Here is a 25,375-nt window from a genome sequence, read left to right as displayed (position 1 = left end):
CATGTCAGCTAGCTCAGTGATCAGTCAAGGACAGCGCCCTTCGGGCCTGCTCAAGTACGCCGCCATCGGCGGGCTCTTGTTCCTGCACTTTCCCATTCTGTTTATCTTCCTCTACGCCTTCACCAGCGAGAGCAAGAGTTACCAGTTTCCGCCCCCCGGGCTCACCCTCAAGTGGTTCGAGGTGACCCTCAATCGTCCCGATGTGTGGCGCGCCATCCAGCTGTCGCTGGAGGTGGCGGGACTGGCGACGCTGGCGGCAATGATCCTCGGCACGTTGGCGGCAGGGGCCATTGCCCGCAGCCGCTTCTTCGGTCAGGAGGTGGTGTCGCTCTTGCTGGTGCTGCCCATCGCGCTGCCCGGCATCGTCACCGGTATCGCGCTGCGCTCTGCCTACGGATTGATGGAGATCCCCTTCAGCTTCTGGACCATCGTTATCGGCCACGCCACCTTTTGCGTGGTGGTGGTCTACAACAATGCGCTGGCCCGTTTTCGCCGCACCAACCAGTCGCTGATCGAGGCGTCGATGGATCTCGGGGCCGACGGCTTCCAGACCCTGCGCTACGTGATCCTGCCCAATCTGGCCACGGCGCTGCTGGCGGGAGGCATGCTGGCCTTTGCCCTGAGCTTTGACGAAGTGATCGTCACTACCTTCACTGCGGGCCAGCAGACCACGTTGCCCATCTGGATGTATCAGGAGCTGATCCGCCCCCGAGACAGGCCGGTCACCAACGTGGTGGCCCTCATCATAGTAGCCTTTACCACTATCCCCATTTTGCTTGCCTACTACCTCACTCGCGACACCCATGATGTCGCTGGCAGTGGCAAATGATGACTCAACGCGTGCGCAAGGATACAACCATGAAACTCTCTACCCAACTCTTGATTGATGGCCAGTTTGTGACCGGTGAGGGGCAGGCCGAACCCATTCTCAACCCGGCCAACGGCGAGCAGATCGCCGCCGTACCCGAAGCCTCGTTCGAGCAGGTGAACCGGGCGGTGAACGGCGCCCAGCGCGCCTTCGCCCAGTGGAGCCGCACCACTCCGGCCCAGCGCAGCAACCTGCTGCTGCGTCTGGCGGATCTCATCGAGCGCCACGCCGAGGAGTTCGCGGCGCTGGAATCCCTCAACTGCGGCAAACCCTATCTGGCGGTACTCAACGATGAGCTGCCCGCAGTGGTGGACTGCTTCCGCTTCTTTGCCGGGGCCGCTCGCTGTCTGCAAGGGCCGCTGGCGGGGGAGTATATCGAGGGGCACACCAGCATGATCCGCCGCGATCCCATCGGGGTGGTGGGCAGTATCGCCCCCTGGAACTACCCGTTGATGATGGCGGCCTGGAAGATGGCGCCGGTGCTGGCGGCGGGCAATACGGTGGTGCTCAAACCCTCCGAGCAGACTCCGCTCACCGCTTTGCGTCTTGCCGAGCTGGCCAGCGAGATCTTCCCCCGCGGCGTCATCAACGTCATCTGCGGGCGGGGCGAGAGCGTGGGGGCGCCGCTGGTGGAACACCCGCTGGTACGGATGGTGTCGCTCACCGGTGACATCGCCACCGGCCAGAAGATCCTGCAGAGCGCCGCCCGTACCATGAAGCGCACCCACCTTGAGCTGGGGGGAAAGGCGCCGGTGATCATCTTCGACGATGCGGATCTGGAGGCGGTGGTGGCGGGTATTCGCACCTTCGGCTTCTACAACGCCGGCCAGGATTGCACCGCCGCCTGCCGTATCTACGCCCAGGGCAAGATCTACGACAAGTTTGTCGCCGCCATGACCGATGCGGTGGCCTCCATCAAGGTGGGCAGCCAGTACGAGGAGGGGGTGGAGATGGGGCCGCTTATCTCTGACAGACAGCGCAACCGGGTCGCCAGCTTTGTCGAGCGGGCCCAGAGCAGCGGCCATGTGGAGGTGACGGCGGGGGGCAAGATCCGCCCCGGCAACGGCTTCTTCTTCGAGCCGACCCTGATAGTCGGGGCCCGTCAGGAGGATGAGATCGTGCGGCGTGAGGTGTTCGGCCCTGTGGTGTCGGTGACCCGTTTCAACGATGCCGAGCAGGTGGTGCAGTGGGCCAACGACTCGGACTATGGTCTCGCCTCGTCGGTCTGGACCAAGGATTTGAGCCTTGCCAGCAAGGTGGCCAGCCACCTGCAATATGGTTGCACCTGGATCAACACCCACTTCATGCTCACCTCCGAGATGCCCCACGGCGGCATGAAGATGTCGGGCTATGGCAAGGATCTCTCCCTCTATGCGCTGGAGGATTACACTGTGCCGCGCCATATCATGGTCAAGCTCTGACAAGGGCCTGATCGCCGATCACAAAAGCAGAAGGCCCCGCAATGCGGGGCCTTCTCTCTGAGCACTCTGCATGTTCACGCCACGGTAGCGGAACATGACCGGGGCCTTTGCCGGCAATTGTCGGTCTGGCCTGCGGCCATCGTTCTCTGCCTGCGTGTACGGCTTAGCGCTGTTTGCCGCTGCCGACACCAAACGGGATGCGGTAGTCACTGCTCTGCTCACCCAGGCTGACGGTCAGGTTGCCCTGAGCGCGGCTTGGAATGCGAACTTGCTGGGTACCTACCAGATTGGCATGGACTGAGGCCACGACATCGCCAGACTCGTCACGCACTTCCAGCGTGGGGTTGGTCTTGCCATCCACGGCGGCGGTCGCATGCCAGTTTACAAACAGCACGCCCGGCGCGGCATTGAAGTCAGCGGGGACGGAAGCCTGGGCGAAACCGGCGGTCATCAGGCCTGCAACGGCCAGCATCTTGATTACGTTTTTCATGTTCATTCACTCTCTTGGTTTTTATGTCATTGCCAAGGCCGTTTCGGCCTGAATCAATGCATCCGTGCAAGAGGTTATTCAAATAGTATGTTGTTCTTTCACTGACATCCGACACCCTGTTTGATGGTGTCACAGCCTGGAACGACCTGTTATTTGGCCGCTTGGCGTTCCTGCCTAAGCGTTGAGTGAATATTAAACGCCTCTGACGACCTTTGTTAGCGAGATAAACTGGCCTAGATGTTCAAAAAATCTGATGGGGATATCCATCTTGGGTTCAGGTATCGCCAACGCCGTAACTGGCACTGGTCTTGGGGGGGGGGGGAGTACGACACGGTATCGCTCCCAGTTTGGCTAGCGCAGGAAGCACGCTTAGACCCCTATTCCTCGGTGGAGTGAGGGTTGGAATAAGTTCACAGACGGACAACACAAAGGGCAGGATCTCCTGCCCTTTGATAATCATATTCCTGCCAGTTCCGCTGTCGTCATGGGCCGCAACACCCTGCAGGGATTGCCGACGGCAACCACGTTGGCCGGAATATCCCGGGTGACCACAGAGCCCGCCCCGATGACGCAGTTGTCACCAATAGTGACGCCGGGGCAGATGACGACGCTGCCGCCGATCCAGACGTTGTTGCCAATACGCACCGGCTTGCCGAACTCGACTCCGGCCACCCGCGGCACTACCGCCACCGGGTGAGCGGCGGTATAGATCTGCACCCCGGGAGCCAGCAGCACGTTGTCGCCGATATGCACCTCACAGACATCGAGGATGGTGCAATTGACGTTGGCGTAGAAGTTCTCGCCGACGAAGATGTTGGCGCCATAGTCACAAAAGAACGGCGGGTTGATGGCGCATTCCCGGCCATGGCCACCGAGCAGGTCATGAAGCAAGACATCCCGCGCCGGTTTCTCCTGCCAACTGGTGTTGAAGGTGTGATAGAGCTTGCGGCAGCGCTCGCGCGCAGCTTTCAGCTCGGGGTCAGCCGCATCATAGGGCTCCCCCGCCACCATCTTCTGCCACTCGGGGCCACGTGCTATTGCCGCCGCCATGGGCGTTGCCTGTGTCATCGTCTATTCCGCCAGCCAGATTAGGGATTCATAAGGGCGCAGCATACAGGACTGCGGCCGGGCCGGGCTATCCGGGTAGTTGCCAAGCAGCAGGCGACCTTCAACGGCTTGCAGCTCGGCAGGCAAGGCAAACTCAACCGGCTCGCCGTAGAAGTTGCTCACCACCAGCAGGGTCTGGCCGTTGGCACTACGGGTATAGGCCCAGATGCGCTGATGGCCTGGCAACTGCTCCTGGTAATCCCCCTGGGTGAAGATGGGATGCGCCTTGCGAAGCGCGATCAGATCCCGGTAGTGCCAGAACACCGAGTGCTGGTCGGCCAGTGCCGCTTCGGCGTTGATCTCGGTGTAATTGGCCGCGGGCCTGAGCCAGGGCGTGCCCTGGGTAAACCCCGCGTTGGGAGCCGTGCTCCACTGCATCGGAGTACGGGAGTTGTCGCGGGACTTGGCGCCGAGAATGGCGAGGATCTCGGCCTCGCTCATGCCTTCGGCCTGCTTGATGGCGAAGATGTTGCGGCTCTCCACATCCTGATAGTCATGGATGCTGCCATAACCCGGATTGGTCATGCCGATCTCCTCCCCCTGATAGATGTAGGGGGTGCCCTGCAGGCCGTGCAGGGTGCTGGCCAGCATCTTGGCGGCTACCACCCTATGCTCGCCCTCGTCGCCGAAGCGGGAGACGATACGCGGCTGATCGTGGTTGCACCAGAACAGCGCCGACCAGCCCTTGCCGTGCATGCCGCTCTGCCAGTGGTTGAAGATGCGCTTGAGTTCGAGGAAATCGAACGGCGCCTTTGTCCACTTGTCGCCGTTGGGGTAATCGACTTTCAGATGGTGGAAATTGAACACCATGGAGAGCTCGGAGCCATCGAGTGCACCGTAACGCTGGCAGTGCTCCAGCGAAGTAGAGGACATCTCCCCCACCGTCATGGCTCCGACCGGGGCGAATACGTCGCGGCTCACATCCTGCAGGAATTCGTGGATGCGTGGCCCGTCGGTATAGAAGCGGCGGCCATCGCCTATCTCGTCATTCGGGAAGGCCTGATCCTTGGAGATGAGGTTGATAACGTCGAGGCGGAAACCGTCCACGCCCTTCTGAGCCCAGAAGTGAATGATGTTTTTGACCTCGGCACGCACCAGAGGGTTTTCCCAGTTGAGATCCGCCTGCTCGCGGGCAAACAGGTGCAGGTAGTATTGGCCGGTAGCCTGATCCAGCTCCCAGGCGCTGCCGCCAAACTTGGACTGCCAGTTGTTGGGCACGCCGCCATCCACCGGATCGCGCCAGATGTAGTAGTCGCGGTAAGGGCTGTTTTTATCCCCCAGCGCCGACTTGAACCAGGCGTGCTCGGTGGAGGTGTGGTTCACCACTATATCCATCACGATATGGATGTTCCGCTCGTGGGCGGCGGCCAGCAGCGCCTCGAAGTCGGCCATAGTGCCGTAGACGGGGTCGATGGCGTAGTAGTCTGCGATGTCGTAACCGTTATCGACCTGCGGGGAGACGTAGACCGGGGTCAGCCAGAGGGCATCGACCCCCAGGGTCTTGAGATAGTCGAGGCGGGCCATGATCCCCTTGAGATCGCCGATACCGCGGGCAGCGGAATCCTGAAAGCTCTTGGGGTAGATCTGGTAAATCACGGCACTCTGCCACCAGGGTGTTTGGCTCATGGATCTTGCTCTTGTCTCGAATGAAAAAGGAGAGGGCGACCCGCGGGGCGCCCTGATGACTATGTTCAGGCGCTTGCCTGGGCCAGCTTGCCAGCCGCTTGCTGGCGCTGGTAAACCAGCAGGGTCAGCACCACGGGCACCACTATGGCCACCAGCATGGCGACTGAGTAAACGGCCCAATACTGGGGCTGGATGGAGAGGATGCCCGGCAGGCCACCCACTCCTATGCCGTTGGCCATCACACCGGCGAAGCCGCAGATGAGCGCCGCCAGGCTGGAGCCCACCATGGCGCACAGCATGGGGAACTTGTATTTGAGGTTGATGCCGTACATGGCCGGTTCGGTCACGCCCAGGTAAGCCGAAATGGCGGCAGGCACCGAGATCTCCCGCTCGTTCTCCTTGCGGCTGATGAGGATGATACCCACCACTGCCGACGCTTGCGCGATGTTGGAGAGGGCGATCAGCGGCCAGATTGGCGTGCCACCCATGCTCTGCATCAGCTGCAGATCCACCGCGTTGGTGGTGTGGTGGATGCCGGTGATAACCAGAGGCGCATAGAGGAAACCGAACAGGGCTGCACCGATAGGAGCAAAGGAACCCGTCATGGCGGCCTTGGCAGCAAAGCCGACGCCTTCACCAATCCAGCGACCGAACGGGCCAATAAAGGCGTGGGCGACGATCACCGCCAGCAGCAGGGAGATAAAGGGCACTATCACCAGATAGAGGTAGGCCGGAATGATGCGCTTGAGGTTGGTCTCCACCCAGGCGAGGAATACCCCCGCCAGCAGGGCCGGAATGACCTGGGCCTGATAACCCACCTTCTGGATGACGAACAGGCCGAAGTCCCACACTTCCGGGGTCTGCTGACCAATTCCATAGGCGTTCATCAGCTGCGGCGACACCAGTGTGATACCCAGCACGATACCGAGGATCTCGGAGCCGCCCATCTTCTTCACCGCAGACCAGCAGACGCCAACCGGCAGGAAGTGGAAGATGGCCTCACCCAGCAGCCAGAGGAAGGCGTGGACCTGAGCCCAAAACTGGCTGATCTCGACCAGGGTGTGGGTCCCGTCGTCGAACATCTTGATGTCGCCGATGACGTTGCGAAAGCCCAGGATCAGGCCGCCGGTGATGATGGCCGGCAACAGGGGCACGAAGATCTCCGCCAGGTGGGAGATGCCGCGCTCCAGCGGATTCATGTTCTGACGGGCAGCCAGCTTGGCGGCATCCTTGCTGCCACCGCTGACGCCGAGCTCTTCGGTCAGCGCCTTGTACCAGTCATCCACCTCGTTGCCGATCACCACCTGGAACTGGCCGGCATTGGTGAAGCAACCCTTTACCGCCGGTATGGTCTCGATGGCCTTGCTGTCGGCTTTGGCCGGATCGTTCAGGACGAAGCGCAATCGGGTCAGGCAGTGGCTGATGGTGGCGATGTTCTCCTTGCCGCCGATCTTGTCGATCAGGGTGGCAAGCTGCTGTGCGTTGATCTTGGACATGAGTCTTCCCTCTGTGACTCCATTGATATTGGTCTGCATCGCCCTTTTGAACCAGTCTGCTGGTCTGAGCGTTTTTGGTATCGTTCCCATTTAGCATGCAGCCAATTTGAACGGATCGAAATGGGAACGTTCCCATTTCGTGGTCAGCGTCACAAAAAGCGCGTTTTTTGTGCAGGGCTAAGTGATGGGGCTCACAGTGTGTGGCAGGGGGCTATGGTCGCCAGCGGACGGTGATCCTGCTCAATCTGGCCAAGCAGCTGGCGGGCCGCCTGCTCCCCCGCCCTCTTGTAGCCAAGATCCAGGCTGAGGGCGTTGGGAAAGAGGAAACTGAGCATGGGGTTGTTGCCAAGACCCGTCACCAGCACCTCGCTGCGCCCTTGTTCCTGAAGGTATTTTGCCGCACCTATGGCGAGGGTGTCGCTGGCGCAGACCAGCGCCTGGGTGGCGGAGGTGAGCAGCTCGGCCGCCAGCCGGTAGCCGCTCTGCAGGCTGAGATCGCCGAGGGCACTGCGCGGGCTCAATCCCCGTTCAGCGCAGTAGCCGAGATAGGCATCGAGCCGGCGCTGACCCGTGGTGAGATCCGAGGTATCCACCCCCAGATAGGCTATATCACCTACTCCGCGGGTCGCCAGCTCGGCCAGCATGGTGCGCACAGCCCCGGCATCGTCGAAGCAGACCGAGGAGAAACCGGGATGATCCCGGGCCACCAGTACCAGCTTCTCTTTCAGCGGTGCCATGGCGTCGTAGTCCAGATCGTTGAAGGCAAAGAGGATGATGCCATCCACCCCGCGCCGCTCCAGCACAGCCAGATGTTCCTGCACCTTGGCGGGGGAAAATTTGCTCTCCATCAGCACGGCGTCATAGCCACGCTGGTAGAGGGTTTCCAGCATGCCGCGCACCGCTTGGTTCTCGGAACTGGAGTCGAGCCGCGAGACGATGATCCCCACCACCTGCTGGCTCTGGCTACGCATGGCCCGCGCCGACTTGCTCGGCACGAAGCCGTGTTCGGCGATGACCTGCTCCACCCGCTCGCGGGTCGCCTGTTTCACCTTGGGATCCTGGTTGAGCACCCGGGAGACGGTCGACTTGCCGACACCCGAGAGGCGGGCGATGTCGAGGATGGTCAGTTTCTTGTCCATGAATTGGCTCACAGGAGGCTCGGCGGTGGAATTGCCCACATTGTTGTGATTAAGCCCTGTGAATACAAGCCCATGGCGTTAGAATGCCTTTTTTGCCCCGGCGAACGTCGTGCCGCTCGCCATCGCACAGGACGCGCATCATGGATCTGTTGGCAAGTCTGCACTTCTCCCTCTCCATCACAGGCCCCATCTGCGTGGTGCTGCTGCTCGGCATCTGGCTAAAGCAGCTGGGTCTGTTGCCAGACAGCTTCGTCGAATCCGCCTCCCGCCTGGTGTTTCAGGTCACCCTGCCCGCCCTGCTGTTTCTCAGCATGGTACGCACCGATTTTTCCACCATGCCGAGCCCATGGCTCATTCTCTACGGCTTGCTCGGCACTCTCACCGGCTTTCTGATCCTTGAGGCCCTGGCGGCCCGCTTCATCCCGGAGCGGCGTCAGCGCGGCATCTTCGTGCAAGGCAGCTTTCGCGGCAACATGGGGATCATGGGGCTGGCCTATGTGCAAAACGCCTACGGGCCAGAGGGAATTGGTGCCGCCGCCCTGCTGGTGGGCTCGGTAACCGTGCTCTACAACATCCTGGCTGTCATCACCCTGACCCGCAGTCTGGGAGGCAGCAAGGGGATCAAGCCGATCCTCAAGGGGATCGCCAAAAACCCGCTGATCATCGCCATCCTGTCCGCCCTGCCGTTCGGCCTGCTCGGTATCGAGCTGCCCCAGCTGGTGATCACCACGGGCAACTACTTCGCCAACATGACGCTGCCGCTGGCCCTGCTCTGCACCGGCGCCAGCCTCAACCTCAAGGCCCTGCGTGGCGGGGCCATGCTGACCGGCTGGGCCACCGCCAACCGGCTGTTCTGCATCCCTGTGTTGCTGGTGACGGGGGCCTGGGCGCTGGGCTTCAGCCCGCAGGCCCTCGGCATACTGTTTCTCATCAGCTCCACCCCCACAGCCGCCGCCAGCTATGTGATGACTCGCGCCATGGGCGGCGACAGCGTGCTGGCAGCCAACATCATAGCCACCACCACGCTGGGTTCATTGATCAGTACCAGCCTGGGTGCTGCCCTGATGAACTACCTCGGGCTGATGGGCTAGTGGGGAGCGTGCTGGCAGCCAATATGTCATCGCCACCACCACGCGGGGTTCATTGATCAGTACCAGCTTGGCGCTGCCCTGATGAACTACCTGGGGCTGATGGGCTAGTGGGGAGCGTGCTGGCCGTCAATATGTCATCGCCACCACCACGCTGGGTTCATTGATCAGTACCAGCCTAGGCGCCGCCCTGATGAACTACCTGGGGCTGATGGGCTGAGTGAGGCTGCCGTTGGCCAGTCCGGCAAGGCTTGACCTTGCCGCGGGCGGCAGCTTTAGGCTGACCTCACATCAACAGAGGAGATATCCCATGACCATCGAACTCACAGTGTCCGGCATGTCCTGTGGTGGCTGCGCCGCCAGCCTGCAAAAAGCCCTGCTGGCCCAGAGTGCAGTGACCCAGGCCCAGGTGGATTTTGCCAGCAGCAAGGCCGTCGTCGAGAGCGAACTGAGCAAGGCGGAGCTGATCGCCCTGATTGAAGCCAAGGGTTTCTCGGCAAGTTAAATTATCTCTATAGAGGTATAAAACAGGTTAAGGTTCTGTATCCAGCTGTTTTTTGGTGAGAGTCATCACAGACCCCCTCAACAGAAAGCGCAAACTTGCTGCAATTTTTATCACTCAGAAGGATTTGCAGCATGACTCTCCCTATCCGCAAGACACTGCTCGCCGCCGTTGTTGGCCTGACCCTCTCCCCCATGGCCATGGCCCTGCCGCAGGTTCATATCCTGGCGACCGGTGGCACCATAGCCGGTGCGGGACAGTCCGCCACCCAGTCCAACTATGAAGCGGGCAAGGTGGCCATCGAGACCCTGATCGCCGCCGTGCCCGAGATGAAGAACGTGGCCGACGTGCAGGGCGAGCAGGTGGTCAAGATAGGATCCCAGGACATGAACGACGAGGTGTGGCTCAAGCTGGCCAAGCGGGTCAACGAGCTGCTAGCCAAGGATGACGTGGACGGCATCGTCATCACCCACGGCACCGACACCATGGAAGAGACCGCCTACTTCCTCAACCTCACCGTCAAGAGCGACAAGCCGGTGGTGCTGGTCGGCGCCATGCGCCCCTCCACCGCCATGAGTGCCGATGGCCCGCTGAATCTGTATAACGCCGTGGTTACCGCATCCGACCCCAGCTCCAAGGGCCGTGGTGTCATGGTCGCCATGAACGACACAGTGCTGGATGCCCGCGACGTCACCAAGACCAACACCACAGGGGTGCAGACCTTTGCCGCCCCCAACTTCGGCCCGCTGGGTTACATCCACAATGGCAAGATCGACTACCAGCGCAGCCCGGCCCGCCTGCACACCAGCAAGACGCCGTTCGATGTGAGCAAGCTCGACAAGCTGCCGCAAGTGGGCATCGTCTACAACTATGCCAACGCCACCGATCTGCCGGCCAAGGCCATGGTGGATGCCAAGTTTGACGGCATCGTCAGCGCCGGGGTGGGCAACGGCAACCTCTACCACACCCTGTTCGACACCCTGGCCAAGGCGAGCAAGGATGGCATCCGCGTGGTGCGCTCCGCCCGCGTGCCGACCGGCGCCACCACCCTGGATGCCGAGATCGACGACGCCAAGTACGGCTTCGTGGCCGCCGGCACCCTGAACCCGCAGAAGGCGCGCATCCTGCTGATGCTCTCCCTGACCCAGAGCAAGGATCCGGCCCAGATCCAGCGCTGGTTCCAGCAGTTCTGATCCCGGGGCTCAGCCCGCTAACGTAAACCCATGAAAAAAGGGCAGGATCGGATCCTGCCCTTGCTCATGGCGTCATCTTCACATAGCGCGCGCCATCAGCTCACCATCAGCCAACCGCAGAAACCCAGGTACACCAGTCCCACGCAGGCCAGCCTGCCCGCCGTCATCCGCCCACGGCTGAAGCCCCACCACAGCAGAACCACCGCCAGCAGGGTCACCAGCGAAGAGACCATCATGGTGCTGTCGAGCAACCAGGGGGTAAACAGCAGGCAGAATGCCTTGGGAATGGTGCCCTGGATCATCATGGCGCCGGAGATGTTGGCCAGCGCCAGCCGGTTCTTGCCCTGACGCACCCAGATCAGCACGTTCATCAGCTCCGGCATCTCGGTCGCCACCGGGCTCAGCAGCAGGGCCGCCAGCACGGGAGAGAGGCCGAACAGCTCGCCCATGCTCTCCAGCTGATGAACGAACACCTGGGCCGCCAGCGCCACCACCACCAGCGCCACCAGGGTTTGCAGCAGCACCTTGCCGAGCGCCGGGATCTCGGCCTTGGGATCCAGCTTGAGGGGCTCTGGCAACTCGACCTCGTGGCTGTCGGTCTGTTTCAGCTCGCGCCGCACATAGACCAGATAAACCAGCACGAACAGCGGGGCCAGCCAGGTTTTGCCGGTGAAGGCCACCATGCCGAGGGCCACCGCCACCAGGAAGATACCGACAAACCAGGCCTGATCCCGGCCTATCTCGCGCTGTACCTCGCCATCTATGACCCTGTGCTCACGGCTCATGCACAGCAGCAGGGTCACGCCGACGGCGGCATAGCCTATGGTGGAAAGCACCAGGGGGCCACCGAGGGCAGCGCCTATCCCAATCTGCTGCTGGGCGGGGGCATCCCCCATCAACAGCGCGGTCAGGGTGACGATGCATTCGGGCAAGGCTGTGCCGAGGGCAGCCAGCAGGGAGCCGGTGGCACTCTGGGAGAATTTGAAGTGATGGCCAGTCCATTCGACACCGTTGACGAAATATTCGCAGGCCAGGTAGATGGTGACGGCAGAGAGCAGAAATAACAGCAGGGTGATCAACATAATAGGCAACCGCCAGGCGAGCAGAACAACCGATGGACCCGATACGGCTCGCCCGGCTGGCTTGCGTATCGAGGCCAAAGGTCTTGCAGAGCGATAGATGCTATCGCCGCTCATGCCATGGATCGGCAGATCCAAGAATGTTGACATGAGCCCTGCCCGGATCACGGGCGGGTTGCTACTCCCCAATGACAGTGCGGGCTTTTTACCAAACCGGCGGCCGCCTCACAAGGTAAATTAATGATCATCCGCTCAATAAGTTGTAAGGGAATGTAACGCTCCCTTCGGTCAGCGCCCTCGGTTTCTCCGTCCGGATCCCCACTCTTTCCCCCGGCATCCACGCCTTGGCACAACGATTGCTATGAGTTGTCTACTGTCCACAATAGTTTGGGAAGGATGAACGATGAAACGGTGGATCCAACATTTCTATCAACTGAACCGCCTCAACTGGCTCATGGTCTGGTTGCTACTCTGCTGCAGCATCATATTGCTGTTTCCGGCCGGCCTGATGAAGGGTGCCGTCAGCCAGTGGGCCACGACCCACGCCGCCTGGCTCGGGGTCGGCATGCTGATCGCCATCTCCTACTTCTGCAGTCAAGGCTTCCTGATCGCCTGGGAGTGGGCCTGTGACGAATGGCAATCCCGCCGCCAACAGGATCAGCTGGCCCAGATGATCGCCTTCCTCGATTTCAACGAGAAGGCGGTGCTGCGCGAGTTCGTGCTGCAACGCAAAAGCGTCATAAACTTGCCGATCACCGAGCCTGCCGTCAAAAACCTGATGGATGCCGGCGTACTCACCTACGCCTACGGCAAGCCGGTGCGGGAGAAAGAGGACGAGAACCAGATCCGGGCGCTGATGATAGCGCTGCCGGCGCGGCCGCTGCTCACCTACAAGGTGCTTGGCCTCTCCCGTGGCAAGATGAGCGACGAGCAGGTGGAGCAGATCATGAGCGCCAGACCCAAGTTCGCCCAGAAGGGCTTCCAGCGCTAACTTGCTGCCATCCTTCAAATAAAAGAGCCGGACTGTGTCCGGCTCTTTGCTATCTGCTTTGTTTACATTCGGTTCTGGCTTTCAAGTAACCAGCACAGAGTGATGGATCTGCCCTTATTCGGTTCTGGCCTTCAAATAGCCAGCATAATCCGGGATCTGCACGCTGAACGCCTGCTGCATGTGAGGGCTGTCCATGATGAAATCCGCGGTGGCCTCGTTGGTGGCAACCGGTATGTTCCACACGGCCGCCAGGCGCAGCAGCGCCTTCACGTCTGGATCGTGGGGCACCGCATTGAGGGGATCCCAGAAGAAGATCAGCACGTCGATCTTGCCCTCGGCGATCAGGGCGCCAAGCTGCTGGTCGCCCCCCATGGGGCCGGAGAAGAGACAGGTGATAGGCAGCTGTGCCTGCTTGCCGAGCATGGTGCCGGTGGTGCCGGTGGCGTAGAGGTGGTGGAGCTTGAGCTCCTCCTTGCGCCGCATCACCCAGTTCAGCAGGGGGGTCTTCATGTTGTCGTGAGCCACCAGCGCCACTCGCTTGTGGGCCGCCATCTCACGGGCGATCTGTTCCATGGACATCATCCGTAGCAGTGTTGTTTGAATAGAGCCGTATCCTAATCGAAAGCGGCGCCCGTTGCCTTGCCGGGCGCCGTAACTGTGATCACTTCGACTGTTCAATCCACTGCTTGTTCTTCTGCTCCAGCACCGAGATGGGCAACATGCCGTATTCCAGCACATGGTGGTGGAACGCCTTGAGGTCGAAGCCTCCGCCCAGCGCCTGCTCGGCCGACTCCCGCATCCGGATCAGCGCCAGCTGGCCTGCCTTGTAGGAGGTCGCCTGGCCGGTGTAGGCCATGTAGCGCGGCACTTCGGAGCTGATGTCCCCCGCCCCCAGCGCCGAGTTCTCCTTCATGTAGTTGACGGCCTGGTCGTGGCTCCAGCCATACCAGTGGATACCGGTATCCACCACCAGCCGCATGGCCCTCAGCATCTCCTCGTTGAGGCGACCGAAGTACTGCAGCTGGTTGTTGAAGGCGGACGATCCCTCGACCTTCACGTCCCCCACCGCCGGATCATAGAGACCGCGCCCCTGATAGAGCCCCATGTCGTGATCCGCCAGGTATTCGGTGTAGAGCGCCCAGCCCTCCGCATAGGCGGTGTAGGAGGCGTTCGCCACGTACTGCGGGAAGTCGGGATCCTTGGCGGCCAGCTCCTGGGCGATGGTGATCTGGAAGTGGTGGCCCGGCGCTGCCTCGTGGGCCAGCAGGGTACTGATGTTCCAGCTCTGCAGACCATAGGGGTAGTAGGTGTTGAGGAAGAACTGCCCCTTGCGACCGGTCTGCGGGTTGCCGTCCTGATACCAGGCCACCCCGCCGTATGGCGCATCCGCATAGGAGACGGGCACCACCTCGTAATCCAGCTTGGGAATGGTGCGCTCGGCATCGAAGAAGTCCGGCAGCACCAGCGCAGCCTTGCTCTTGAAGGCGTTGTACTCCCGCAGTGCCCGCTCGTGTTCGGCCAGCGCCTTCTGCTGTGGCCCGCTCAGGGTCGCCCCGGCTGCATTGTCCGGGTTGAGGCCGGCCGACCAGACCGCCAGCGGGTTCTGATAGAAGAAGGCCGGCTCGTTCAAATAGCGGAAGAAGGCGTAGATCTGGCCGCTTTGCTTGCTCTGGCTCACGTCGTCGCTGTCACACTTGCCGACGGTATGGCACACCTTGACCATGGCGCCGAAGATCCGCTCCACCTCGCTCAGCCCCAGCGCATGCACCTGCTCCGGCGTCATGTCGGTGGTGGTGTGCTTCTTCAGCAGCCAGCGATACCAGTCGCGCCCGTTGGTCATGCCGCAGAAACCGTCGTCGCACTCGCCGCTGCCAAGGCGCACCGCATAGGCGCCGCCGTGCTGGTAATCCAGGTAGTCGCGCAGCGCCAGGTAGCGGCCGTTGATGCTGTCCAGCACCCCCTTGTACTCGCTACGCAGCGCCTCGTCCGCCTCTCCCGGCAGCTGCTGCCAGCCGAGGTAGGCGCCGGCGATCGCCTCCCCATCCAGCTTGCTGTTGAGCTGGGCCAGCAGCCGGTCCACCAGCTCGTCCGGCAGGGTGTTACCCTGGGCGCTGCCCAGTTCGAACTGGTGCTTCACCTCCGCAAGGTAGCCGTCATAGGCCTTGAGCCAGGTGAGGTGCTCCTGATACCAGGTCAGTGGCGCGGTGGTGGCCCTCGCCTTGCCCGCCGGAACCGGTGCGGCGGCCGGGCGATCGAGGTCGCGCCGCCAGGCAGCATCCCCCGGCGCGACCCGCTCGGCCGAGCTCTGCTCGAAATAGTCGAAGCCGCGCTCGACGGTGCGGGCGGCCTTGCCGCTGGCGGGCGCAGCCCCCACGTCATCGGCCAGCTCCACCACCCGGTTGCGGAAGTGGTGGATCGGGATCTGGGACTGGGGCAGCTCGTAGCCCGCCAGATTGATCTGCAGATCCCAGCGGATCATGTCGTAGAACAACCGGTCCCGCTCGCTCAGCACGCTCGGGTCCAGGGCGTCCAGCCGGGCGAGCAGCGCACTGTCGAGCGCCTTGCGTTTGGCAGTGCTGGACGCATCAATGGCAAAACCGTAGGGATCCAGCGCCTGACTCTCGCGCAGGGCCTCGTCCATGGTTTGCATCAGGGAAGCCTTGGTCGCGGCGGGATCCGCCGGCGCGTTGGAGCTGTTGTCGTTGCAGGCAGCGAGGGAGAGTGCGATGGCGCAGGCAAGCGCCAGCTTGTTGGGCAAGAAGTGCATGGTGTAGTCCTTTAACCTGTTGTTATTGTGTGCCCCCGATAAGGGGCTCCAATAGTGCATCTCTCCCGCCCGCATTTTTGCGACCTGATTAACAAAAATAAGCTTGTTTTTCATACAGATGGCGACGATGAAAAGCTATGCAGCCGGACATGAAAAAACCCGCCTGAGCGGGTTTTTGAATCGGCTTTTCATGCCATAACTATTCAGGATGAGCCGTGATGCAGCTGGGACTGCTGGTAGTTCTCCAGCCCGATGCGATCGATGAGATCGAGCTGGGTCTCCAGCCAGTCCACGTGCTCCTCCTCATCTTCCAGAATGTCCTGGAACAGATCGCGACTGATGTAGTCCTGCACCGACTCGGCGTAGGCGATGGCCACTTTCAGATCCGGGATGGCATCCATCTCCAGCGACAAATCACAGCGCAGCATCTCCTCCACCGTTTCACCGATGCGCAGCTTGCCCAGATCCTGCAAGTTGGGCAGCCCTTCCAGAAACAACACCCGTTTGACCAGCTCGTCGGCGTGCTTCATCTCATCGATGGACTCGTGATACTCCTTGTGCCCGAGCGCCTTGAGGCCCCAGTCATCGTAGATGCGGGCGTGCAGGAAGTATTGGTTGATGGCAATCAGCTCATTGGCCAGCACCTTGTTGAGGTGGGCAATGATCTTGGGATCTCCTTTCATCGACAGTGCTCCTTGGTTCGTGCCTGAGGCCTCGATCGTTAGAGCTTAGTTCAGAAAAGTGACAACAATAGGTCTGGCGAGCCAGCTCGCCTGAGAGGAAGGGTGACCCTGTTGGCGGGTCGAGTCAGAAAAAAATCGGTCCAGGTCAGGCCACCTCGTAGTAGAGCGGCGCCTGTTCCAGCTCGGCCTTGTCGAGTTCGGCTGCGATGATCTCCATGGTCATGCGCACACACTTGCCACACTGGGCCCCCACCTCCAGCGACTGCTTGAGCTGACGAAACTCGGTCTTGCCTGCCTGTACCGCCTTGCGGATCTGGGTATCTGTGATGCCGCGGCACAAACAGACGTACATAGTGTTTACCTCATGCTGGAATGCCATGAAATCTAAATGAGAATGGTTCGTAGTGCAAATAACAATTAGTAATAAGATCCCCTGCTTGCCAGCCATCAACCCCTTGGTGACAATGTCTCGTCACAGAGGAAAACATCATGCTCAAGAAACTGTTCACTGCCCTGTTCGCAAGCAAGCCAGCCCCTGTCGTTGAGGTGACTCCCACTGAATACGCCGGTTATCTCATCTACCCCGAGCCCATGGCGGAAGGGGGCCAGTACCGGTTGGCGGGCCGCATCACCAAAGAGATGGATGGCATGCTGCAGACCCACATCTTCATCCGCTCCGATCTGTTCGCCAATCCGGCCGACGCGGAGCGCTTCATGGTGCAGAAGGCGCACACCTTCATCGATCAGATGGGGGATCGCATGTTTGAACCCCGCGTCAAAGCGGGCGACAGTTCAGCCTCATGAGCCCTGCCGAGGTGAACGCCCTGCGCCAGGCCCTTACCCATGCTGGCGAGCGGCGACTGATCTGGCTGGAAGGGGACGAGGCCGATTGCATCGCCCGTGCCGAAGCGCTGCTGGGCGGCGTCATCTATTGGCTAGGAGAAGGTCCGGCCTGCCATGGGCCCGTTCCCGCCGCCAAGGCGCTGCAACGGCTCGGTCAGGAGTGCGATACCTTGGTCTTCAACGCTTTCAGCGGCTTTCATCCCGACGCCTTCGGTGCGCTGGCGGGCACACTGCGGGCGGGCGGCCTGCTGCTGCTGCTGACGCCTCCCACGGCGCAATGGCCCGAGTATCCGGATCCGGACAGGGTACGGCTGGTAGCCCGGCCAGAAGAGGTTGAACGGGCTGGCCACGGCTTCATCGCCCGGCTGGTGCACCTGCTGGCAGGCGATCCTGCGCTCTCCCTGCTCCCGCCCACCAGCCCCGAGCCCTGGCTGCCGATAGGCGCGCAGCGGCGGCTGAGTCATGATCAGGCCGCAGCCCTGCCCGCCATTCACAGGGTGTTGCACGGCCATCGTCGCCGCCCTCTGGTGCTGAGCGCCGATCGGGGACGCGGCAAGAGCAGCCTGCTGGGCCTTGCCGCCGCCGAGCTGCTGCGCCAGCAACCCGACCTCAAGATAGTGGTGACGGCCCCTTCCCAGGCCACGGTTGCCACCCTGTTTGCTCACGCGGCACAGTCGCTGGATACAGAGGTGGAACGGCTGGTTGGCCTCGAGTTCTGCTCACCGGCCCGGCTGGTGCAAGAAGCCCTGCAATCCGATCTGTTGCTGGTGGACGAAGCCGCTGCCATCCCCACGCCGCTGCTGGAGGCCATGCTGGCCCGCCACAGCCGTATCATCTTCGCCACCACGGAACACGGCTACGAGGGTACGGGACGCGGTTTTCACCTGCGTTTCAAGCGAGTGCTTGACAGCAAGACGCCGGATTGGCAGGAGATCCACCTGGCCGAGCCGATCCGCTGGAGTACCCGCGATCCGCTTGAACCGCTTATCTTCCGCCTGCTGGGTCTCAATGCCGAGGTGGATGCTCCCCAACCGCCGACCAACCCGAGCTGGCGGCTGATCGGGCAAGGGACGCTGGCCGCCGATGAGGCACTGCTGAATCAAGTATTCGGCCTGCTGGTGCTGGCCCACTACCAGACCACGCCGAGCGACCTCAGATCTCTGCTGGAGAGCCCGGATCTCGACATCCACCTGCTGGAGCAGGAGCAGAGTCTGCTCGGGGTGGCGCTGGTGGCACGGGAGGGCAACATAGCTCCCGAACTAGCCGAGCAGATCTGGGCTGGCCGACGGCGCCCGCGCGGCCATCTGCTACCCCAGTCCCTGCTGGCCCACGCCGGTTTCAAGACGGCAGGGGCGCGCAGCTACGCCAGGGTAATGCGCATCGCCATCCACCCGGCGCTGCATCGCCACGGGCTCGGCTCACGACTGCTCGGCCAGCTGGAGGACTACTACCGGGAGGAAGGGCTCGATTATCTGGGCTCCGCTTTCTCGGCCAGCGCCGACTTGTTGCCCTTCTGGCGCAACGCCGGGCTGGTGACACTGCGCATCGGTTTGCAGCGGGATGCCGCCAGCGGCAGCCATGCAGCCCTGCTGCTCAAGGCGCTGAAACCCGAGTGGGAGGCCGAGCTAGCCCGGTGGCGCCAGCGCTTCGTACAACAGCTACCGACTCTGCTGGCCGGGGAGTTGAAAGAGCTGGATCCCGAACTGGTGTGGCAATGTGTGAAGGGACAAGAGCTGACCATGCCTGAGCTGGATGAGTTTGAACAGGCTGAGCTTGATTGCTTCGCCCATCACCACAAGCCGTTCGAGCTGTGCCAAGCCAGCCTGCAGCGCTGGCTGGCCGGCAATCTGCCACGACTGGCCTGCCTGACGCCAAGCGATCGTCAGCTGCTGATCGCCACCATCTGGCAATATGCGGACTGGGGGCATCTGGCCAATCGGCTGCAACTGGCGGGCAAGCCGGCCATCATCAAGGCGCTGCGCACCCTGCTGGCTCGCCAGCTGGATACGCCTACCACTCGATAGGCTCACCTCGCCAATCGAGATAGCTGAGTTCGCCGTCAGGCATCAGCCGATCCATCAGACTCACCAGATGGCGAGCTACCTGCTCTGGCGTCTGCAAGCTGCCGGCTGGCACATTGGCGTGAAACGGGCGCGAGAGCGGGGTATCCACTGTACCCGGATGAAACGCCAGCAGCTTGACGCCCGGGGCTCGCCGGGCGAGTTCGATGGCGGCGCACTTGAGCAACATATTGAGGGCCGCCTTGGAGGCGCGATAGCCATACCAGCCCCCCGCCCGATTGTCGCCTATGCTGCCGACCCGTGCGCTGAGCACCGCCAGGGTGCAGGGCGAGGCGCCAAGCAGCGGGAGCAGCTGGTTGATCCAGCGCAGCGGCAGCAAGGCATTGGTCTGGTAGAGGCGAGTCATGGCTTCGACATCGAGCGCTTCCAGCCGCTTTTCCGGCTTGATCTCCCCCTGATGCAGGATGCCGTTGCAGATCACCAGCCGATGCAGTCTCGGGGCCAGAGTGGCGATACGAGCCACCACGTCAGCCATCTGCTGATCGCTGTAATCACAAGCCAGCCAATGCAGGCGGGGATCATCACGCGAGGCGGGGGCCGGCTGCCGGCTGACCGCCATGACGGAACCGGCCCCTGTCGCCAGCCAGCGGGCCACCAGCGCCTGACCTATAGCGCCCCCGGCTCCTATCACCACTACGCCCTCATTCATGTTCGGCTCCTGTTTGCGGTGAGTGTGATGCCCTTCTCCATCACCTCTTTCTTTCCCTGTTAAGCTGTTACGCGCCTTCCTGTCTGCCGGATCAAGCAGTTATGTGGGCCATCTTGTGTGGATCTCCCCAGTGTGGGCGGATCCATTCCTATACTGAGGGAAAACCGCAGCCGGTGCTGCCAGCGCAACCAGAAGCACGAGAGTCGCCATGATGTCCAAAGACGGGGAAGAGCGTAAATCCATCCTGACCGAGAGCGGTACCAACGAGCTCGAGATCATCGAATTTCACCTCAAGAAGCAGCTACCTGATGGCAGGGAAAAGATCGCCTATTACGGCATCAACGTCGCCAAGGTGCGCGAGGTGATCCGGGTACCTGAGACCACAGACTACCCCAACGCCCAACGCCACATGGTGGGTGTATTCTCCCTGCGCGAGCGGCTGATCCCGCTGGTGGATCTCGCAGGTTGGCTTGGCATCAAGACCAACCCGGACCCCAACAACAAGGTGGTCATAGTCACCGACTTCAACAAGATGGCGAACGGCTTCCTCATCGACAGCGTCAGCAGGATCCACCGGGTATCCTGGGAGGATGTGGAGTCCCCCAGCCAGTTTCTGGAGGCGGGCGAGAATGATTGCGTGGTGGCCGTGGTCAGGCGGGATGGCAACCTCATCATGATCCTCGACTTCGAGAAGATCATCGCCGATATCAACCCAGAGCTGAGCATGGAGAAGTACGATGTGACCCAGGATCGCAAGGTCATCATAGACGATCGCATGATGGCACTGCGCCAGGCCAAGACGGTGCTGGTGGTCGACGACTCCGCCTTCATCCGCAAGATGATAGAGACCACGTTGCGCACCGCGGGCTACAACGTGGTGACCGCCAAGGATGGGGGGGATGGGCTGGAGATGCTGATGGAGTTCGACCGCCTGTCGCAGGAGGAGAAGATCCCGGTGGCCGAGTTCGTCAGCGGCATCATCACAGACGTCGAGATGCCCCGCATGGACGGCATGCACCTGCTCAAACGGCTGCGGGATACCCCTGCCTTCAAGACCACCCCCATCGTCATGTTCTCGTCGCTGATGAGTGATGACAACCGCCAGAAGGCGCTGCAGCTGGGGGCCAACGACACCATCACCAAACCCGAGCTGGGGCGCATGGTCGGCATGATGGACAACTTCCTGCTCGGCATCCCCATCCCCAAACCAGGCAATCTGTAAGGCCGTCGACACGGCCACACAAGCAAAAGGGCGCCTCGGCGCCCTTTTGCTGATTGTTACCTCACCCCAGCCAGAGGTAGAGCTGATGGGCCGCCACCCCGGCGCACAGGCCACCTATGGTGTGGGCCACTATGGCGCGGGAGGTGAGATGACGATAGCCGAGCGCATCCAGCATGGCGGTATGAGTGCTGAGAAAACCGCTCCAGCACATGCCCATGGCGGTGAACACCGCCACCTCGTTGCCAGTGATCCAGCCCTTGCCGATGAAGGGGGGTACCAGCGACATGGCTGCCCCGACCGCCCCCAGCGAGGTCACGGGGAAGGCCACCAGCTCGGCATGGGTGAAGCCGAACAACAGCTCGAACAGCCAGCCCACCTTGGCCGCCAGCACGGGCAGCAGCGCCACCCCCTGGAAGGCCTCGCCACTGTAACCCTGCTCGCCCGGGCCGAAGGTCAGCAGCATCACAAAGGTGCTGATGATGAGCACCCCGGGGATCACCGCCATCCCCAGCTCCACCCCGGACTTGCCGCCATCGAGCAGGGCATTGAGCACCCGCAGCCAGGTGGGGGCCGCTTCCTGACTCAGACCCGGCTTGGCGCCCACGCTCACGGCCTCGTCATCAATCAGGGTTTCCCCCACCAGCGGGCGGATCATGCGCTGCATCAGCCGGGTCGAGACCACAGAGCCGATGAGGGCGCCGAGCAGACCAATCAGGGCTGCACTGGCGGTGGATTCCCCGCTCGGCAGTTGCAGGGTGGCCATGAAGGTCACCACGATCAGCCCCATGCCGAAGGCGGTGCCGAAGTTGGTGAGCGAGACCAGCTGCCAAGGGGTGAAGCCCTTGCGAAAGCGGCTGTCCTTGGCGAGGCTGATCACCGCCGGATTGTCGGAGAAGAAGGTCATCAGGGCCGCCAGGGCGGTGCGCCCAGGCAGGCGGAAGATGGGCTTCATCAAAGGCGCCAGCAGCACCTCCAGCAGGCGGATCACCCCGAACTCGCTGAGCAGCTGACTCAGCGCCCCCGACAATACGGTAATGCCCATGATGAAGAGCACCGTATTGAGCAACAGCTGATGGGCGGTGTTGAACAGGGTATTGACCAGGGCGGAGAGCCCCATCTGGCTGCCGAGGTAACCAAACAGGCTGCCGAGGATGGCCAGCACCAGTACCGGCTCCAGCCAGCTGCGAAGGGAGGTGACACTCTGGCGAGAATCTTTAACTACTTGATTTTCCATACCAATCCTGAAGTCTGTCGCTGTGTGGTGAGTATTGTTGTTATGGCACCCATAAAGCAGGAGCCCTTGTCTTGCGACAAGGGCTCCTTGAATGGCTCCTCCTGCTGGGCTCGAACCCGTGCCATACGGATTGACGATTCGCCGCTCTGCCGGCTGAAACAAGGAGGAAAAAATGGGTTGCCGGACGATCCTGTCCAGTCTGCCTGTCTCGCGCCAAAGAGCCGGCCGGTACGCCCTGCCCGGCGAGAGGACGGGGCGGCAGTATAACAACTGGGACTTGCCAGTGAAACAATGCGGGTCGGCCTGACCCCAAGGCCAGACGCGCCATCGGCACTCAAAGGCGGGATCTACCCCTTCACACCCGCGTCCTTCAACCACTTGCGCAACCGCCCGTTGGCATTGTGGTAGGGAGAGGCTGTGTTGAACTGGATCATTCGCCCCAGAGTCCACTGCTCATACCAGAGGCGACCATACAGCTCATCGTCGCTGCGCAGCCCGATCAGCTCGACGATACGAGTCCTGGCCGCCATCAGCCGGGCCAGCAGTGCCGGATAGGCCAGCCCCTCATGATCCCGATAGAATTTTTGGGCCAGCCTGCCCAGCTCGTTCCACTTAAAGCCAGTCTCGGGAAAATCCACCGACAGGCCCGCCGCATCCCGCTCGATCCACTTGATCACCAGCTCATTCCAGCCGACGAGGTAGGCCACCAGATTGGCCACGCTCATGCGGGTGCCCTTGCTGTGGCCCTCCATCACCAGCTCCTGCACCCGGCTCTCGGGTACCGCCAGCAAGGCCTTGAGCAACTTGCCAAAATTAGTGTCGATGGCGAGCAGCAGCTCGACCTTGTTGCTGGGGATCCCCATCACTGTCCTCCTTCATGCCTGTCACCCTGCCGCCCGGTCGGGATTGCCGCCAGCGGCGCCGAGCGCTAAGCTCGCGACATCTGCGGCCGGCGTCCAAACGCTGCGGCTCCCATCACAAACAAGCACGACGATGAATCAGCTCATTACCTATATCAAGGCCATCCATCGGCAACCTGGGCCGGCGACCATCACACGCCAGCAGAGTGAGCACTATAGCGAGCATGACGAGAGTGGCACCCTGATCCAGCACCAGCAAACCACCTATTGGTTCGCCAATGGGGTCGTCATCTGTCATCAGAGAGAGCAGGACCAGGTCCCCTCAGAACAGCTGTGCGCCGAATGCTGGATAAGCTATCGAGTTGTCATCAGCCACATGCCCATCACACCGCCACGCAAGCTGTTCCACAACCCCTGTCAGGAGGCGTTCTGGCTGAAGATGCAGGGCATCACGCCGGCAAGGTGACAAGATGCTGACCTGGGAGTGAGCACGATACGGGGTGATTGCGGTGGCTTGCTCGGCACGATCCAGCCCTCAGTGGCGGTGCTGAGGGAGCGCGACCTGTCGGGGCATGACGGCCCAGACAGGTCGGCGATGTCATCAATACTGCTTGGTTTTCGACGCAAATCCCGCGAGGAACAGGCCGGTCAGAAACATGCCGCTGAAGGCTTCGATGGCCGACAGCAGCTGCAGCGGGGAAGAAGTCTGGGAAATGTCGCCGTAACCCAGGGTCACGAAGGTCACAATGCTGAAGTAGAGTGAGCGCCCCAGATGGTGATAGGTGACCGAGGCGGGCGCCAGAAAATAGGTCAGGGTCGCCAGCAGTATGACCACCATCGACATCAGCAGGCTTCTTATGGGCCGCTCGCCAAAGCCCCAGGTAATGAAGCTGACAAACTTGGAGCCGCACTTCAAATAACAGAGCAGGGAGAGCCACCCCTTTCTCAGCGGGCCGCTGCGCAGCCAGCGTTCCTTGAACAGCTCCCTCGGGCTTGCCAGGGACTTCATCTCATGCAGCTTCTCCTGGTAATAGCACTCACCGGCATCGACGGTATCCCCCACGCTGGAGAAGAGCCGCTTGGCGTTGCGGTACAACTTGCTGGCCTCGCTGTGATCGATCCGGCCGTTCTCGTTATAGGCCACCTGCACCTTGTCCAGATTGGTATGCTCCATGGTGGCGTCGAAGTTCTTGGCACGTACGTTGAAGTTTTTCAGCACGGCCCGGGAGGAGTGAAAACGGATCTCCTCGCACTCTATTGTGAAGTCCTGAAATACCCCGTCCTCCAGCGCCAGCTCCCGCTTCTTGGCCCAGGCCCGGTGATCCCACAGCAGGGAATCGAACAGATCGAGCCCGATCACGCCGCCATTGACCCGTACGCCCTTGGCCGAACAGTGCCACAGATAGACCTTGGAGTTGTTGACGGCGCCATCCAGCGAGAGCTCGTCGAGGCAGGTGAAATCGAGCAACCGGCCGGAGATGATGGGGCTCTTCAGCTCGACGCCGCCGATGTTGAGCAGGCGATGCTTGCCCAGCACCTGCGCCTCCCCCTTGTTGTTCTCGGAGACGGAGAGCAGGCTCTGCACCCTCTTCACCTCATCTTTGCCATGCTTGCCGGCCAGCCACATGCAATAGGGTTCAAAACGCGTCTCTGAGCGGATGAGACCGCTCTTGCGCAGCGATTCCAGCGCGATCGAGGCGGTTTCATACAGCCTTATCTTGTCGTCGCTCATGTAGACGCAGAGGCTGAGCACGGATCGCGAGCTGATGAAACGAGCGATACCGATCTGGAAGATGACGCTTTTCTCTATTTTCTGCTCTGTCATCCAGTCGCTGAAATAGGGCAGCGAGGCCACCAGCAGATCCCAAATCAAGGGATAGTCATTCTCCCGGCGCCACTCATTGAACTGCTCGGGAGACAGCTGCCAAAGCTCGGTTGCATTCATACATTACCTCGATCACAAATATGTCCCGCCCTCGCCAGATAGAGAGTCATGGTGCACAAGGCCATGGCGGATACGGCGGGTCAGACGCAGG

The 25,375-nt window shown here is 61.5% G+C and carries 24 protein-coding genes and 1 riboswitch; of the genes, 10 read left to right on the top strand and 14 right to left on the bottom strand.

Translation table 11 applies throughout. From position 1 onward, the window contains the following. Position 1: 1 nt before the first annotated feature. Positions 2–829 carry an ABC transporter permease gene (locus BN1128_RS09740; protein ID WP_042062244.1) on the top strand — a complete coding sequence of 276 codons (828 nt, stop codon included), beginning with the start codon at positions 2–4 and terminating at the stop codon, positions 827–829. A 29-nt stretch (positions 830–858) separates the two neighbouring features. Continuing rightward, a complete protein-coding gene (locus BN1128_RS09735; protein WP_042868113.1) occupies positions 859–2,289 on the top strand; it encodes a gamma-aminobutyraldehyde dehydrogenase in 1,431 nt (476 codons plus the stop codon). A 163-nt stretch (positions 2,290–2,452) separates the two neighbouring features. Here the strand turns inward: BN1128_RS09735 and BN1128_RS09730 are convergent, their stop codons facing one another. The 5 genes from BN1128_RS09730 to treR form a co-directional block, all read right to left on the bottom strand. Beyond that, on the bottom strand, positions 2,453–2,785 hold the full coding sequence (locus BN1128_RS09730; RefSeq protein ID WP_042868110.1) for a hypothetical protein: 333 nt from the start codon (positions 2,783–2,785) through the stop codon (positions 2,453–2,455). Positions 2,786–3,235: 450 nt separating this feature from the next. Further along, a complete protein-coding gene (locus tag BN1128_RS09725) occupies positions 3,236–3,847 on the bottom strand; it encodes a sugar O-acetyltransferase (protein ID WP_042868106.1) in 612 nt (203 codons plus the stop codon). A 3-nt stretch (positions 3,848–3,850) separates the two neighbouring features. Continuing rightward, positions 3,851–5,512, bottom strand: coding sequence for an alpha,alpha-phosphotrehalase (gene treC, locus BN1128_RS09720; protein WP_042868103.1), 1,662 nt, complete (start codon positions 5,510–5,512; stop codon positions 3,851–3,853). Between the two features lie 65 nt (positions 5,513–5,577). Further along, positions 5,578–7,008 carry a PTS trehalose transporter subunit IIBC gene (gene treB / locus BN1128_RS09715; RefSeq protein WP_042868100.1) on the bottom strand — a complete coding sequence of 477 codons (1,431 nt, stop codon included), beginning with the start codon at positions 7,006–7,008 and terminating at the stop codon, positions 5,578–5,580. 191 nt (positions 7,009–7,199) lie between these two features. Further along, positions 7,200–8,147, bottom strand: a complete 948-nt coding sequence (treR, locus tag BN1128_RS09710; protein ID WP_042868097.1) for a trehalose operon repressor TreR — start codon at positions 8,145–8,147, stop codon at positions 7,200–7,202. A gap of 140 nt (positions 8,148–8,287) precedes the next feature. Between treR and BN1128_RS09705 the strand changes: the two genes are divergently transcribed. From BN1128_RS09705 to ansB, 3 genes are all read left to right on the top strand, one after another. After that, positions 8,288–9,238, top strand: a complete 951-nt coding sequence (locus BN1128_RS09705; protein WP_042868095.1) for an AEC family transporter — start codon at positions 8,288–8,290, stop codon at positions 9,236–9,238. Positions 9,239–9,545: 307 nt separating this feature from the next. Next, entirely contained in the window at positions 9,546–9,740 is a 195-nt protein-coding gene (locus BN1128_RS09700) for a heavy-metal-associated domain-containing protein (RefSeq protein WP_042868093.1), read from the top strand. Positions 9,741–9,871: 131 nt separating this feature from the next. Then, the gene (ansB, locus tag BN1128_RS09695) at positions 9,872–10,930 is read left to right on the top strand and encodes an L-asparaginase 2 (RefSeq protein ID WP_042868091.1); all 1,059 of its coding nucleotides are present in this window, start codon (positions 9,872–9,874) and stop codon (positions 10,928–10,930) included. Positions 10,931–11,025: 95 nt separating this feature from the next. On the opposite strand, the gene BN1128_RS09690 is transcribed toward ansB, so the two are convergent. Beyond that, entirely contained in the window at positions 11,026–12,012 is a 987-nt protein-coding gene (locus BN1128_RS09690) for a sodium:calcium antiporter (RefSeq protein WP_042868089.1), read from the bottom strand. Between the two features lie 88 nt (positions 12,013–12,100). Next, positions 12,101–12,208: riboswitch (yybP-ykoY riboswitch) on the bottom strand. A gap of 204 nt (positions 12,209–12,412) precedes the next feature. On the opposite strand from BN1128_RS09690, the gene BN1128_RS09685 reads away from it, so the two are divergent. Next, complete coding sequence (locus BN1128_RS09685; protein WP_042868087.1) at positions 12,413–13,000, top strand: superinfection exclusion B family protein; 588 nt, start codon at positions 12,413–12,415, stop codon at positions 12,998–13,000. Positions 13,001–13,114: 114 nt separating this feature from the next. Here BN1128_RS09685 and BN1128_RS09680 read toward each other — a convergent pair whose 3' ends face one another. The 4 genes from BN1128_RS09680 to BN1128_RS09665 form a co-directional block, all read right to left on the bottom strand. Continuing rightward, a complete protein-coding gene (locus BN1128_RS09680) occupies positions 13,115–13,573 on the bottom strand; it encodes a methylglyoxal synthase (protein WP_042868085.1) in 459 nt (152 codons plus the stop codon). A gap of 88 nt (positions 13,574–13,661) precedes the next feature. Further along, positions 13,662–15,767: a DUF885 domain-containing protein gene (locus BN1128_RS09675; RefSeq protein WP_042868083.1), complete on the bottom strand. Its 2,106-nt coding sequence runs from the start codon at positions 15,765–15,767 to the stop codon at positions 13,662–13,664. A 203-nt stretch (positions 15,768–15,970) separates the two neighbouring features. Beyond that, a complete protein-coding gene (bfr, locus tag BN1128_RS09670; RefSeq protein ID WP_005314068.1) occupies positions 15,971–16,450 on the bottom strand; it encodes a bacterioferritin in 480 nt (159 codons plus the stop codon). 145 nt (positions 16,451–16,595) lie between these two features. Continuing rightward, positions 16,596–16,802 carry a bacterioferritin-associated ferredoxin gene (locus BN1128_RS09665; protein WP_042868081.1) on the bottom strand — a complete coding sequence of 69 codons (207 nt, stop codon included), beginning with the start codon at positions 16,800–16,802 and terminating at the stop codon, positions 16,596–16,598. 137 nt (positions 16,803–16,939) lie between these two features. Between BN1128_RS09665 and BN1128_RS09660 the strand changes: the two genes are divergently transcribed. Then, positions 16,940–17,254, top strand: coding sequence for an HlyU family transcriptional regulator (locus BN1128_RS09660; RefSeq protein WP_042868079.1), 315 nt, complete (start codon positions 16,940–16,942; stop codon positions 17,252–17,254). After that, positions 17,251–19,317: a tRNA(Met) cytidine acetyltransferase TmcA gene (locus BN1128_RS09655; protein ID WP_042868077.1), complete on the top strand. Its 2,067-nt coding sequence runs from the start codon at positions 17,251–17,253 to the stop codon at positions 19,315–19,317. Before BN1128_RS09660 ends, BN1128_RS09655 begins: the two co-directional genes overlap by 4 nt. Here the strand turns inward: BN1128_RS09655 and BN1128_RS09650 are convergent. After that, positions 19,304–20,023: an SDR family NAD(P)-dependent oxidoreductase gene (locus BN1128_RS09650; protein WP_042868075.1), complete on the bottom strand. Its 720-nt coding sequence runs from the start codon at positions 20,021–20,023 to the stop codon at positions 19,304–19,306. The genes BN1128_RS09655 and BN1128_RS09650 overlap by 14 nt on opposite strands. Positions 20,024–20,231: 208 nt before the next feature. Between BN1128_RS09650 and BN1128_RS09645 the strand changes: the two genes are divergently transcribed. Further along, the gene (locus tag BN1128_RS09645; protein ID WP_042868074.1) at positions 20,232–21,245 is read left to right on the top strand and encodes a chemotaxis protein; all 1,014 of its coding nucleotides are present in this window, start codon (positions 20,232–20,234) and stop codon (positions 21,243–21,245) included. Between the two features lie 61 nt (positions 21,246–21,306). On the opposite strand, the gene BN1128_RS09640 is transcribed toward BN1128_RS09645, so the two are convergent. Together BN1128_RS09640 and BN1128_RS09630 are read right to left on the bottom strand one after the other, a co-directional pair. Next, entirely contained in the window at positions 21,307–22,479 is a 1,173-nt protein-coding gene (locus BN1128_RS09640; protein WP_042868072.1) for a CD0519/CD1768 family membrane protein, read from the bottom strand. A gap of 347 nt (positions 22,480–22,826) precedes the next feature. Beyond that, positions 22,827–23,342, bottom strand: coding sequence for a ClbS/DfsB family four-helix bundle protein (locus BN1128_RS09630; RefSeq protein ID WP_042868070.1), 516 nt, complete (start codon positions 23,340–23,342; stop codon positions 22,827–22,829). 130 nt (positions 23,343–23,472) lie between these two features. On the opposite strand from BN1128_RS09630, the gene BN1128_RS09625 reads away from it, so the two are divergent. Continuing rightward, positions 23,473–23,805: a hypothetical protein gene (locus tag BN1128_RS09625; RefSeq protein ID WP_042868069.1), complete on the top strand. Its 333-nt coding sequence runs from the start codon at positions 23,473–23,475 to the stop codon at positions 23,803–23,805. Between the two features lie 135 nt (positions 23,806–23,940). Here BN1128_RS09625 and BN1128_RS09620 read toward each other — a convergent pair whose 3' ends face one another. Next, the gene (locus tag BN1128_RS09620) at positions 23,941–25,284 is read right to left on the bottom strand and encodes a potassium channel family protein (RefSeq protein WP_042868067.1); all 1,344 of its coding nucleotides are present in this window, start codon (positions 25,282–25,284) and stop codon (positions 23,941–23,943) included. Positions 25,285–25,375: the final 91 nt, after the last annotated feature.

It is taken from the genome of Aeromonas piscicola (assembly GCF_000820005.1).
GTDB lineage: Bacteria > Pseudomonadota > Gammaproteobacteria > Enterobacterales > Aeromonadaceae > Aeromonas > Aeromonas piscicola.
This window is presented reverse-complemented; position numbering and strand designations above follow the sequence as displayed.

Coding starts and splice junctions, on each gene's coding strand:
- BN1128_RS09700 (WP_042868093.1), top strand. CDS start 9,546: ATGACCATCGAACTCACAGTGTCCGGCATGTCCTGTGGTGGCTGCGCC.
- BN1128_RS09640 (WP_042868072.1), bottom strand. CDS start 22,479: ATGGAAAATCAAGTAGTTAAAGATTCTCGCCAGAGTGTCACCTCCCTT.
- BN1128_RS09690 (WP_042868089.1), bottom strand. CDS start 12,012: ATGTTGATCACCCTGCTGTTATTTCTGCTCTCTGCCGTCACCATCTAC.
- BN1128_RS09740 (WP_042062244.1), top strand. CDS start 2: ATGTCAGCTAGCTCAGTGATCAGTCAAGGACAGCGCCCTTCGGGCCTG.
- BN1128_RS09630 (WP_042868070.1), bottom strand. CDS start 23,342: ATGGGGATCCCCAGCAACAAGGTCGAGCTGCTGCTCGCCATCGACACT.
- BN1128_RS09675 (WP_042868083.1), bottom strand. CDS start 15,767: ATGCACTTCTTGCCCAACAAGCTGGCGCTTGCCTGCGCCATCGCACTC.
- BN1128_RS09685 (WP_042868087.1), top strand. CDS start 12,413: ATGAAACGGTGGATCCAACATTTCTATCAACTGAACCGCCTCAACTGG.
- BN1128_RS09645 (WP_042868074.1), top strand. CDS start 20,232: ATGATGTCCAAAGACGGGGAAGAGCGTAAATCCATCCTGACCGAGAGC.
- BN1128_RS09705 (WP_042868095.1), top strand. CDS start 8,288: ATGGATCTGTTGGCAAGTCTGCACTTCTCCCTCTCCATCACAGGCCCC.
- BN1128_RS09625 (WP_042868069.1), top strand. CDS start 23,473: ATGAATCAGCTCATTACCTATATCAAGGCCATCCATCGGCAACCTGGG.
- BN1128_RS09660 (WP_042868079.1), top strand. CDS start 16,940: ATGCTCAAGAAACTGTTCACTGCCCTGTTCGCAAGCAAGCCAGCCCCT.
- BN1128_RS09650 (WP_042868075.1), bottom strand. CDS start 20,023: ATGAATGAGGGCGTAGTGGTGATAGGAGCCGGGGGCGCTATAGGTCAG.
- treC (WP_042868103.1), bottom strand. CDS start 5,512: ATGAGCCAAACACCCTGGTGGCAGAGTGCCGTGATTTACCAGATCTAC.
- treB (WP_042868100.1), bottom strand. CDS start 7,008: ATGTCCAAGATCAACGCACAGCAGCTTGCCACCCTGATCGACAAGATC.
- BN1128_RS09680 (WP_042868085.1), bottom strand. CDS start 13,573: ATGGAACAGATCGCCCGTGAGATGGCGGCCCACAAGCGAGTGGCGCTG.
- BN1128_RS09730 (WP_042868110.1), bottom strand. CDS start 2,785: ATGAACATGAAAAACGTAATCAAGATGCTGGCCGTTGCAGGCCTGATG.
- ansB (WP_042868091.1), top strand. CDS start 9,872: ATGACTCTCCCTATCCGCAAGACACTGCTCGCCGCCGTTGTTGGCCTG.
- BN1128_RS09655 (WP_042868077.1), top strand. CDS start 17,251: ATGAGCCCTGCCGAGGTGAACGCCCTGCGCCAGGCCCTTACCCATGCT.
- treR (WP_042868097.1), bottom strand. CDS start 8,147: ATGGACAAGAAACTGACCATCCTCGACATCGCCCGCCTCTCGGGTGTC.
- BN1128_RS09620 (WP_042868067.1), bottom strand. CDS start 25,284: ATGAATGCAACCGAGCTTTGGCAGCTGTCTCCCGAGCAGTTCAATGAG.
- BN1128_RS09665 (WP_042868081.1), bottom strand. CDS start 16,802: ATGTACGTCTGTTTGTGCCGCGGCATCACAGATACCCAGATCCGCAAG.
- bfr (WP_005314068.1), bottom strand. CDS start 16,450: ATGAAAGGAGATCCCAAGATCATTGCCCACCTCAACAAGGTGCTGGCC.
- BN1128_RS09725 (WP_042868106.1), bottom strand. CDS start 3,847: ATGACACAGGCAACGCCCATGGCGGCGGCAATAGCACGTGGCCCCGAG.
- BN1128_RS09735 (WP_042868113.1), top strand. CDS start 859: ATGAAACTCTCTACCCAACTCTTGATTGATGGCCAGTTTGTGACCGGT.